This is a genomic window from Intrasporangium calvum, assembly GCF_028446585.1.
Lineage (GTDB): Bacteria > Actinomycetota > Actinomycetes > Actinomycetales > Dermatophilaceae > Intrasporangium > Intrasporangium calvum_A.
Genome location: NZ_JAPFQL010000048.1, coordinates 60612 through 71601, shown reverse-complemented (window position 1 = coordinate 71601; position 10990 = coordinate 60612). Strand labels below are relative to the sequence as shown.

Sequence of the window (10990 nt, the reverse complement as noted above, 5' to 3'; positions counted from 1 at the left end):
GGCCGCGCGGCCCGGCGCTGCTCTCGTGGTCGCTTCAGGGGCCACTGCCGTGGGACTGCTCGGTCTGGTCACCGCGTCCCACGGGGTGCTCGGGCTGGTGACGCTCGTCGGCCTCGGGGTCGCCACGGGCGCCCTGCCCCCGCTCGCCCAGACCGAGATCCTGCGACGGGCCGGGACCGTGCATCGCGACCTCGCGTCCGCCCTGATCCCGGTCGTCTTCAACGGTGGCATCGCCGTCGGCGCGGCAGGGGCGAGCGTCGTCGTCGGTCACACCGGCGTGGGAGCCCTGCCGGTGCCGGCGGCGGCGGTTGCCTTCGTCGCCACGATCGGCCTCTTGATGGTGACCCGCTCGAGTGCTGCCTGAGCGCATCGGGCGTGACCAAGGTGACGGGGGGACCCGGCCCGCCGGCGAGAGGTCGGGAGTACGGTAGTACTACAGCAGGTAGTACCCGTCGTCCCGGGGCGCGAACCGTCCGGGAACGGACCTTGGAGATGCGCGTGTCCGACCAACAACGAGACCTCACCCCCCTTGCGCCCCTGGGCCTGGGTCGACTCCGATCAGGGCCCGTCCGCTCGAAGCGGCCCCTCTATCTGGACCTCTTGCCGCCATGCAATGCCGGGTGTCCGGCCGGGGAGAACATCCAGGCCTGGCTCGCCCACGTGAAGGCGGGGGAGCATGAGGCGGCGTGGCGGCAGCTGACGCTCGACAATCCCTTCCCCGCCATCCACGGCCGGGTCTGCTACCACCCGTGTGAAACCGCTTGCAACCGTGTGGAGCTCGACGGTGCCGTGTCCATCCACGCGGTCGAGCGCTTCCTCGGGGATCTCGCCCTGGAGCGCGGCTGGCAGTTCGAGCCCCCGGCCACGCGCACGGGGCGCCGGGTGCTCGTCATCGGGTCCGGTCCGAGCGGCCTGTCGGCGGCCTATCACCTGGCCCGGCTCGGCCACGAGGTCACCGTCCGTGACAGCGGCGCCGCCCCCGGCGGGATGATGCGCTACGGCATCCCGGCCTACCGGCTGCCGCGGCACGTCCTCGACGCGGAGATCGAGCGCCTCGTCACCCTTGGCGTCACCTTCGAGCAGGACCACGTCGTCACCGACCTCGAGGCCGAGCGGGCTGACGGCGGCTTCGAGGCGGTCTTCGTCGCGGTCGGCGCGCACCTGTCCAAGCGGGTCGACATCCCCAACATGGACGCAGGCCGGGTCCTGGACGCGGTGAGCTTCCTGCGCGGTGTCGAGACGGGCGAGCAGCAGCCGCTCAGCGGGACCGTCGCGGTCTATGGCGGCGGCAACACGGCCATGGATGCGGCCCGCGTCGCCCGACGCCTCGGCGCCGACGAGTCCGTCATCGTCTACCGCCGGACCCGCGAGCAGATGCCGGCCCACGAGGAGGAGGCTGCGGACGCGGAGGAGGAGGGCATCCGGATCAACTGGTTGCGCACGATCAAGGACATGGGCGAGCACCAGCTCACCGTGGAGGTCCAGGAGCTCGACGAGAACGGCCGCCCGCGCGGCACCGGCGTCTACGAGACGCTCGCCGCCGACACCGTCATCCTCGCGCTGGGCCAGGAGAGCGACACCGCGTTCCTGCGCGGCCTCCCCGGGGTGGAGTTCGACGGCGACGTCGTGCAGGTGACGCCGTCCACCCTGATGACCGGGGCGCCGGGCGTGTTCGCCGGTGGCGATGCGGTGCCGAGCCAGCGCACCGTGACGATCGGCGTCGGCCACGGCAAGCGGGCCGCTCGCAGCATCGACGCGTGGCTCCGGTCCATCGAGTTCACGACGCCGCCCAAGCACGACATCATCCACGCCGACCGCCTCAACCTCTGGTACTTCGGCGACCACGACCGCAGGCAGCAGCCCGAGCTCGACCCCGAGCAGCGGATCGCCGCCTTCGAGGAGGTCGTCGCCGGGCTGTCCGAGCAGGAGGCCGGCTTCGAGGCCGGGCGCTGCCTGTCCTGCGGCAACTGCTTCGAGTGTGACGGCTGCTTCGGGTCCTGCCCGGAGGACGCCATCATCAAGCTCGGCAAGGGCCAGCGCTACGAGTTCAACTACGCCAAGTGCACCGGGTGCGGCACCTGCTACCGCCAGTGCCCCGTGCACGCCATCGAGATGGTCTCCGAGTCCCAGTTCGAGACCGGACCCATTCCTGTTCAGGCCACCGACACGGTGGGAAGGGGCTGACGTGGTCGCCACAGCCATCAGCAGGGAAGCAGCGGTGCAGACGGTCACGGTGGACGGCAACGAGGCCGCCGTCGACGTCGCCTTCCGCCTCAACGAGCTCTGCGCCATCTACCCGATCACCCCCTCCTCGGCCATGGCCGAGCTGGCCGACGAGTGGGCCTCCCACCACCGGCCCAACGTCTGGGGCACGGTCCCGACCGTGGTCGAGATGCAGAGCGAGGGCGGCGCCGCCGGTGCCATGCACGGGGCCCTCCAGGGTGGGGCGATGGGCACGACCTTCACGGCGTCCCAGGGCCTGCTCCTGATGATCCCCAACATGTACAAGATCGCCGGCGAGCTGACCTCCACGGTCTTCCATGTGGCCGCGAGATCCATTGCTGCCCAGGCACTGTCGATCTTCGGGGACCACTCCGACGTGATGGCCGTCCGGCAGACCGGGTTCGCCCTCCTCTCGTCCGGCTCCGTCCAGGAAGCGCATGACCTCGCGCTCGTCGCGCAGGCCGCGACCCTCGAGAGCCGGGTGCCGTTCGTCCACTTCTTCGACGGCTTCCGGACGTCTCACGAGCTCAACACCATCGAGCGCCTCGACGACGCCGTCCTGCGCGACCTCGTCCCGGAGGAGCTGGTCCGGGCCCACCGGCTGCGGGCCCTGAGCCCCGAGCGGCCGTTCGTGCGCGGCACCGCCCAGAACCCCGACGTCTACTTCCAGGCCCGAGAGACGGTCAACCCCTTCTACGTGCGCGTTCCGGGCATCGTGCAGCACGCGATGGACCGGCTCGCGGTCCACACGGGCCGGCAGTACTCCGTCGTCGAGTACGACGGCGACCCCGCCGCCGAGCGCGTCATCGTCATCATGGGCTCGGGCGGGCAGACGGTCGCCGAGACGGTCCGGCACCTGCGCGAGCGGGGCGAGCGGGTCGGGGTGCTGCGCCTGCGGCTCTACCGCCCGTTCCCGGCCGAGGAGCTCATCAACGCCCTCCCGCGGACTGTCCGCCGGATCGCGGTCCTCGACCGGACCAAGGAGCCCGGCTCCAACGGCGAGCCACTCTTCCTCGACGTCGTCACGGCCCTCACCGAGGCCCACCACGCAGGCCGGCTCGCCGACCTTCCGCAGGTCATCGGTGGCCGATACGGGCTGTCCTCCAAGGAGTTCACCCCCGGCATGGTGACCGGCATCTTCGCCGAGCTCGCCGCGCCGGCGCCGCGCCTCCGATTCACGATCGGCATCACCGACGACGTCTCCGGGACGAGCCTGCCCTATGACGAGGACCTCGACATCGAGGAGCCCGAGACCCTCCGGGCCGTGTTCTTCGGCATCGGCTCCGACGGCACGGTCGGCGCCAACAAGAACACCATCAAGATCCTCGGCGCCGACCCGGACATGCACGCCCAGGCGTACTTCGTCTACGACTCGAAGAAGTCCGGCGGCCAGACCGTGTCGCACCTGCGGTTCGGGCCGCACCCGATCCGCGCGCCCTACCTGATCCGCCAGGCCGGGTTCGTCGGCGTCCACCACCTCGGCCTGCTCGACAAGGTCGACGTCCTGTCCGTCGCCCGGCCGGGCGCTCGCGTGCTGCTCAACGCCGCGGGCACGCCCGAGCAGGTCTGGGCGGGCCTGCCACGCCCCGTCCAGGAGGAGGTCATCCAGAAGGGCCTCCAGCTGTGGGCCATCGACGCCGACGCCGTGGCAGAGGCCGCCGGCCTGCGCGGCCGGACCAACACGGTCCTGCAGACGTGCTTCTTCGCCATCTCCGGCGTGCTCCCCAGGGACGCGGCGCTCGCCGCCGTCAAGGCGGCCATCCACAAGACCTACGGCCGGCGTGGCAGTGAGATCGTCCGGCGCAACGAGGCTGCGGTCGACAGTGCCGTGGCCGCGCTGCACGAGGTCCCCGTCCCCGAAGCGCCGGACCCAGCGGGCCGCGCCATGCCGCCCGTCGTGCCGGAGCACGCCCCGGAGTTCGTCCGGACCGTGACGGCCGCGATGATGGCGGGCCGCGGCGACGAGCTGCCGGTCAGCGCCATGCCCCTCGACGGCACCTACCCGAGCGGGACCACGGCCTACGAGAAGCGCCGGATCTCCGACGTGGTCGCCCAGTGGGACCCGGAGAGCTGCATCCAGTGCGGCAACTGCGCCTTCGTCTGCCCGCACAGCGTCATCCGGTCCAAGTACTACGACCCCGAGGTGCTCGTCGACGCCCCCGGCCCCTTCCCGTCGGCGCCCCTCAACGCCGCCGGCCTCCCGGGCTCGCGCTACACGCTCCAGGTGTATGTCGAGGACTGCACCGGGTGCGGCCTCTGCGTCGAGGCGTGCCCGGTCACGACGCTCGAGACCCCGATCGACACGGCTCGCAAGGCGATCAACCTCGAGCCGCTCGAGCCGGTCGTCGAGGCGGAGCTGGCCAACATCGCCTTCTTCGAGTCGCTCCCGCAGAACGACCGCGCTCGGGTCGACTTCGGCACGGTCCGCGGGACTCAGTTCCTCCAGCCGCTCTTCGAGTTCTCGGGCGCCTGCTCGGGCTGTGGCGAGACCCCCTACCTCAAGCTCCTCTCGCAGCTCTTCGGCGAGCGAGCCACGGTGGCCAACGCGACCGGCTGCTCCTCGATCTACGGCGGCAACCTACCGACGACCCCGTGGAGCAAGAACGCAGCGGGTCGCGGACCGGCCTGGTCCAACTCGCTCTTCGAGGACAACGCCGAGTTCGGCCTCGGCCTGCGGCTCGCCGCGGACCTGCACACCAAGCTGGCCCGCGAGCGCCTCGCCCAGCTGCGCACCGAAGTCGGCGCCGAGCTCGCCGACGCGATCCTCGAGGCACCACAGATTCGCGAGTCGCAGCTGACGGCCCAGCGGGAGCGGGTCGCCGAGCTGAACCGTCGCCTCGCCGAACTCGACGGCCCGGTGGTCGACGACCTGCGCAGCGTGTCGGACCACCTGCTGCGCCGCAGTGTCTGGATCGTCGGCGGTGACGGCTGGGCCTACGACATCGGCTCGGGCGGCCTGGACCACGTCCTCGCGAGCGGCCGGGACGTCAACGTCCTCGTCCTCGACACCGAGGTCTACTCCAACACCGGCGGCCAGTCGTCCAAGGCGACACCCGTCGGCGCCGTCGCCAAGTTCGCTGCGGGCGGCAAGGCTGTCGGCAAGAAGGACCTTGCGCTGCAAGCGATCTCCTACGGCAACGTCTACGTCGCGAGAGTCGCGATGGGCGCCGACCCGCAGCAGACGCTCACGGCGTTCCGGGAGGCGGAGGCCTACGACGGCCCGTCGCTCATCATCGCCTACAGCCACTGCATCGCCCACGGGATCGAGATGAAGGACGGCCTCGACCAGCAGTACCGCGCCGTCGCCAGCGGTCACTGGCCACTGCTGCGCTACGACCCCACGGTCCGCGCCAAGGGCGGCAACCCGTTCCAGCTCGACTCGCCGCGCCCGCGGATCGCGCTCGAGGACTACATCTACAAGGAGCTGCGCTACCGCATGCTGCGCAGCTCCGACCCGGACGAGGCGGACCGGCTGCTCGTCCTGGCCCAGGAGGCCGTCGACCAGCGGTGGGCGACCTACGAGGAGATGGCCACGCGCGGTCCGGCGCGCTTCGCGTCCGACCCGAGGAGGAGCTGATGGACCTGACGACCCGCTACCTCGGCCTGACGCTGCGCAACCCACTCGTCGCGTCCGCGTCGCCCCTGTCGGTGACGCTCGACCGCGTCGTGGCGCTCGCGGACTCCGGCGTCGGGGCGATCGTGCTCTACTCGCTCTTCGAGGAGGAGGTCAACCGCGAGGAGCTGCGCGACCTGGCCATCGTCGAGATGCACGAGCACGCCTTTGGTGAGGCGATGTCCTACCTGCCGACGTCCGCGCGGCCCATGCAGCAGGAGCCGACCGCGGTGCTGCGCTACCTGCGGCTCATCGAGCGGGCGGCCGGCACCGTCGACGTGCCCGTCATCGCCAGCCTCAACGGCAGCACCGAGGGCGGCTGGACGGGCCTGGCCCGGTCCATGCAGGACGCAGGTGCCGCGGCCATCGAGCTCAACGTCTACTTCGTCCCGGGCGACCCGCACACCCCGGGCCGGCTCGTCGAGGACCGGCACGTCGAGATCCTGCGCGAGGTGAAGGCGAACGTCACCGTCCCCGTCGCGGTCAAGCTCAGCCCGCACTTCAGCTCGCCGGGCGAGATGGCCCTGCGTCTCGACGAGGCCGGTGCCGACGGGCTCGTTCTCTTCAACCGTTTCCTGCACCCTGATGTCGACGCGGAGCGGATGGTCGTCGAGCCGGGCGTCGTCCTGTCCCGGCCGGAAGAGGCGCGTCTGCCGCGCTCGTGGATCGCCATCCTCCACGGCCAGGTGCGCGCGTCACTGGCCGCGACCACCGGCGTCGAGCGGGCCGAGGACGTCGCCGCCTACCTGCTCGCCGGAGCCGACGTCGTCATGACGGCCTCGGCCCTGCTGCGGCACGGGGTCCAGCACGCCGGTGCCCTGGTGCGGGGCCTCGAGGAGTGGTTGGCCCGCAAGGAGATCACGTCTCTCGACGAGGTGCGTGGGCGGCTCGCCGTGCCCGCCGGCACCGACGCCACGGCCTACGAGCGGGCCGGCTACGTCGCGGCCCTGCAGCGCGGCCGCGACACCTACTCGTCGCTCGGCATCCGGTAGGCGCGTCCCGGCCCTCCGAGGGGACTGAGCATCAACCCTTCCGCCCCGGTCGCGCGCGGGTTAGCGTGGCTGCGTCGTGGGGTCGGCACGGGCCGACCCCGGTAGTGAAGGGCAGGACATGCGCAGACTCATCACGGCGCTCGTCGCGAGCATCGCGCTCATCGCGGGCGTCTCGCTCCCGGCGACGGCTGTCACCGACGGCACCCTGGACGGCGACGGGCACCCCTACGTGGGCCTCATGGTCGCCCAGAAGGCGGACGGCACCCCCCTCTGGCGGTGCAGCGGCACCCTCATCTCCCCGACGGTCTACCTCACCGCGGGCCACTGCACCGAGGCGCCCGCCGAGCACGTCGAGATCTGGTTCGACGCCGATGTGCAGTCGGGTATCCCGGAGAACGGCTACCCCAACACCGGCGATGCCAGCGGCACTCCTTACACCCACCCCGACTACGACCCCAACGCCTTCTACGTCCGTGACGTGGGCGTCGTCGTCCTCGACGAGCCGGTCGAGATGGCGCAGTACGGCGTCCTCCCGACTCAGGACCAGCTCGACGCGCTGAAGGTGCGCCGCTCCACGACGTTCACCTCGGTCGGCTACGGCCTCCAGCAGTCCTTCCCGAGCGCGGCGGGCTGGAAGACCCAGGCCGAGCGCATCCGCATGGTCGCCAACCCGCACCTGCTCCAGATCAACACCGGCTTCACCGGCGACCAGTCGCTGCTGCTGTCCAACAACACCAACACCGGCGGCACCTGCTTCGGTGACTCCGGCGGCCCGAACTTCCTCGGCACCAGCAACGTCATCGCGGGCGTCACGTCCTTCGGGCTCAACTCGACCTGTGGCGGCACGGGCGGCGTCATGCGCGTCGACCGCGACTACGTCCTCGACTGGGTCAACAGCTTCCTCGACTGAGCCACCCGCCCGACGGCACGTCGGGCAGCAGGCGAGCCCAGCGGCATACGACATCTTCCGTATGCCGCTGGGCTCGCTCGCGCTCTCAGGCTCAGTGGCGCTTGCGGCCGACCTCGACGATGCGCCAACCGCGTTCGCGCGCGAGCTCCCGCAGCTCACGGTCCGGGTTGACGGCGACGGCGGTGCCGACCCGCTCGAGCATCGGCAGGTCGCTGATCGAGTCGCTGTAGGCGGCGCTTGCTTCGAGGTCGTAGCCGCGCTCGGCCGCGAGCTTCTCGATCTCGATCACCTTGCCGTGGTTGTAGCAGAACTCGCCCATGAGCCGACCGGTGTAGCGGCCGTCATGGTCGAGCTCGCTGCGCGTCGCCACGGCACCCTCCAGCCCGAGGGCTGTGGCGATGCGACCCACGAGCTCGATCGGTGAGGCGGACACGACGATGCGGTCCATGGCGGCAGCCTTCGCCTCGGCGAGCAGCGCCGCCGACTGCGGGATCAGGCGCCGGACGATGCCCGGCACGATCTCGTCGGTCAGGTGGATGATGTCCGACTGCTTCGTGCCGGCGACGGCGCCGAGGATCCGCTCACGCAACGCGGCCGACTGGGAGTCCGTCGAGCCCTTGCGGTGGAAGGAGATCGCGTTGATGGTGTCCGCGACGAGGTCGCGCCACGGCACGTGCCCGCGGCGGAAGGCCGCGACGGCCAGCGGGTAGTTCGCGGAGCCACGGATGAGCGTCCGGTCGAGGTCGAAGAAGGCCGCGACGCGCTGGTTGCGCGGTCCCGCGCCTGCCTCAGCCGCCATGGGCGACCATCGGCAGTGGGGAGGAGCGCCGGACCGTCGGCGGCGCCTGGTTGACGGACCCCTTGGGCAGGCGCTCGGCCCGTGGCGGGAGCGCGAGGCGGCACACCTTGGCCCAGGCCTGGAAGACCTGTCGGGGCAGCGGGCCGGTCGTGTAGGGCAGGCCGTAGCGCTCGCAGATCTCGCGGACCTCGACCGCGACCTCCGCGTAGTGGTTGCTCGGCAGGTCGGGGAAGAGATGGTGCTCGATCTGGTGGCTGAGGTTGCCCGTCATCAGGTGCATGAGCCTGGACCCGGAGATGTTGCCGGAGCCGAGCATCTGGCGGATGTACCAGTCGCCGCGGGTCTCGCCCTCGATCATCTCCTCGGTGAAGGTGTCGACCCCGTCCGGGAAGTGCCCGCAGAAGATGACGGAGTGGGCCCAGAGGTTGCGGATTGCGTTGGCGGTGAACGTGCCCCAGAACGCCTGCTTGCCCGAGCCGAAGAGGGCCGCCGCGCCGGGAGTGGCCGCGTAGTCCTTGGAGAACTGCTTGAGGGCCTTGCGGCCCGTGTCGAGCAGGTCGCGCTTGAGGTCCTCGGTCGACTTCTCGCCGGCCTGCCAGGCGGGCAGCTCGAGGTCGTAGAGGGCGATGCCCCACTCGAAGAACGGCGCGAGGACGAGGTTGTAGAGCGGGTTGCCCAGGGCCTTGGGCGTCCACGGCTGCGACTCGTCCATGCGCAGCAGCTCGTAGCCGACGTCCTTGTCCTTGCCGACGACGTTGGTCCACGTGTGGTGCAGGTCGTTGTGCGTGTGCTTCCACGTGCGGGCGGGGCTGACGAAGTCCCACTCCCACGTCGTGCTGTGGATGTCCGGGTCGCGCATCCAGTCCCACTGACCGTGCAGGACGTTGTGGCCGATCTCCATGTTCTCGAGGATCTTGGCGACCGAGAGCATGGCCGTGCCGGCGACGAACGCCGCACGCTTGCGGGAGAAGAGGAGGGTCGCGCGCCCGGCCAGCTCGAGGGTGCGCTGGATCTTGATGACCCGGCGGATGTAGGCGGCGTCCTTGGCCCCGCGGGAAGCCATCACCCGGTCACGGATCGCGTCGAGCTCGGCGCCGAGCCGCTCCACGTCCTCGTCGCTCAGGTGCGCTGCCGCCGGGGGTCGCACGGAAGGGCCGCCCGCTGCGGCGAGGACCGGCTTGCGTCGCACCGGCTGGGTCGGCTCGGCGGGGGCGGGTGCGCCGGCCGGAGAGGTCGGGGTCACCCGCGTCGTCGGGTCGGTCGTCTCGGTCGGGCGGTTCGCCGTCGTCGTCATGGTGGGTGTTACCTCTTCTTCAGATGTCCAGGTGGACGGGTCCGGCAGCGGCGTTGATGCAGGTCTGGATGAGCTCTCCCTCGTCACCGTGCACCTCGCCGGTGCGCAGGTCCCTTACCCGACCGGCGACCAGAGGCGTCAGGCAGCTGCGGCAGATGCCCATGCGGCAGCCGCTCGGCATGACGACGCCGCACTGCTCACCCGCCTCGAGGAGCGGGGTGTCGCCGTCGACCTCGATCTCCTTGTCCGACTTCTCGAACGTCACGAGGCCGCCCTCGCCGCCGGTGCCGGCGAGCAGGGCCCGGGCGAAGCGCTCGATCGTGAGGCTGCCTTCGGGGCTGGCGTCGGTGGCCTCCCAGAGGGCGGTCGCCTCGTCGAGGAAGTCGGCCGGGCCGCACGCGTAGGAGGCCCGCTCGCGCCAGTCGGGGCACAGCGTCTCGAGGTCGCCGAAGTCGGTGAGGTCGAGGCGGCGGCCCTCCTGCTCGCGGGTGAACCAGTGCGTGACCGTGAGGCCGGGGAACTGGTCGGACAGCTCGAGCAGCTCGTCGTGGAAGAGCGCGTCGGCGCGCGTGCGCGCGGAGTGGATGAGCACGACGTCGGCATCCGGGCGCCGGGGGACCAGGGTCCGGATCATCGACATCACCGGCGTCAGTCCGCTGCCGGCGGTGAGCATGAGGAGGGGGCGCGGGTGCTGGGGCAGGACGAAGTCACCCTGCGGGACGTCGAGGAAGAGCACGTCGCCCGGCTTGGTCCGCCGCACGAGCGCGGTGGAGACGTGGCCGATGGCCGTGACCGTGATGGCCGGGTCAGCGCCGGCCGGGGCGGACAGCGAGTAGCTGCGCCACTGCCGGACGCCGTCGATCTCGACGCCGATGCGCGCCCACTGACCGGCCTCGTGCGGGTTCCACCCCTTGCCCGGGCGGAAGTGGATCGTCGCCGAGTCGGCGGTCTCCGGGACGACCTTGGTGACGATGCCGCGCAGCTGCCGCGTCGACGCGAGGGGGTTCACGAGGCCGAGGAAGTCCTCGGGCGCGAGGGGCGTCGTGAGCACCGAAGCGGCGCGTCGCAGGGCACGGAACGGGGGCATACGGTCCAGTGTCCGTCGCGAAGGGGCGCGGAGTCTTGGGTCAGCAGGTACTCTTTGGGCTCAGAAATTATC

7 protein-coding genes and 1 pseudogene are annotated in these 10990 nt (G+C 71.1%); 5 read left to right on the top strand and 3 right to left on the bottom strand.

From position 1 onward, the window contains the following. The 5 genes and pseudogenes from OO014_RS12125 to OO014_RS12105 all read left to right on the top strand — a co-directional run. A pseudogene (locus OO014_RS12125) lies at window positions 1–364 on the top strand (MFS transporter); the annotation flags it as partial. A gap of 128 nt (window positions 365–492) precedes the next feature. Continuing rightward, window positions 493–2184, top strand: a complete 1692-nt coding sequence (locus OO014_RS12120) for an NAD(P)-binding protein (RefSeq protein ID WP_272462577.1) — start codon at window positions 493–495, stop codon at window positions 2182–2184. A 1-nt stretch (window position 2185) separates the two neighbouring features. Beyond that, window positions 2186–5800 carry a pyruvate:ferredoxin (flavodoxin) oxidoreductase gene (nifJ, locus tag OO014_RS12115; RefSeq protein WP_272462576.1) on the top strand — a complete coding sequence of 1205 codons (3615 nt, stop codon included), beginning with the start codon at window positions 2186–2188 and terminating at the stop codon, window positions 5798–5800. Then, window positions 5800–6828, top strand: coding sequence for a dihydroorotate dehydrogenase-like protein (locus OO014_RS12110; RefSeq protein WP_272462575.1), 1029 nt, complete (start codon window positions 5800–5802; stop codon window positions 6826–6828). Before nifJ ends, OO014_RS12110 begins: the two co-directional genes overlap by 1 nt. A 118-nt stretch (window positions 6829–6946) precedes the next feature. Further along, the gene (locus tag OO014_RS12105; RefSeq protein ID WP_272462574.1) at window positions 6947–7738 is read left to right on the top strand and encodes a S1 family peptidase; all 792 of its coding nucleotides are present in this window, start codon (window positions 6947–6949) and stop codon (window positions 7736–7738) included. A 91-nt stretch (window positions 7739–7829) separates the two neighbouring features. On the opposite strand, the gene OO014_RS12100 is transcribed toward OO014_RS12105, so the two are convergent. Genes OO014_RS12100 through OO014_RS12090 form a run of 3 tightly spaced genes read right to left on the bottom strand, consistent with a single transcriptional unit; the run spans window position 7830 to window position 10918 of the window. Further along, window positions 7830–8537 carry an HAD family hydrolase gene (locus OO014_RS12100; protein WP_272462573.1) on the bottom strand — a complete coding sequence of 236 codons (708 nt, stop codon included), beginning with the start codon at window positions 8535–8537 and terminating at the stop codon, window positions 7830–7832. Further along, complete coding sequence (locus OO014_RS12095) at window positions 8527–9831, bottom strand: fatty acid desaturase family protein (protein ID WP_272462572.1); 1305 nt, start codon at window positions 9829–9831, stop codon at window positions 8527–8529. The genes OO014_RS12100 and OO014_RS12095 overlap by 11 nt, the downstream gene beginning before the upstream one ends. 19 nt (window positions 9832–9850) lie before the next feature. Further along, entirely contained in the window at window positions 9851–10918 is a 1068-nt protein-coding gene (locus tag OO014_RS12090; RefSeq protein WP_272462571.1) for a ferredoxin reductase, read from the bottom strand. Window positions 10919–10990 lie beyond the last annotated feature (72 nt).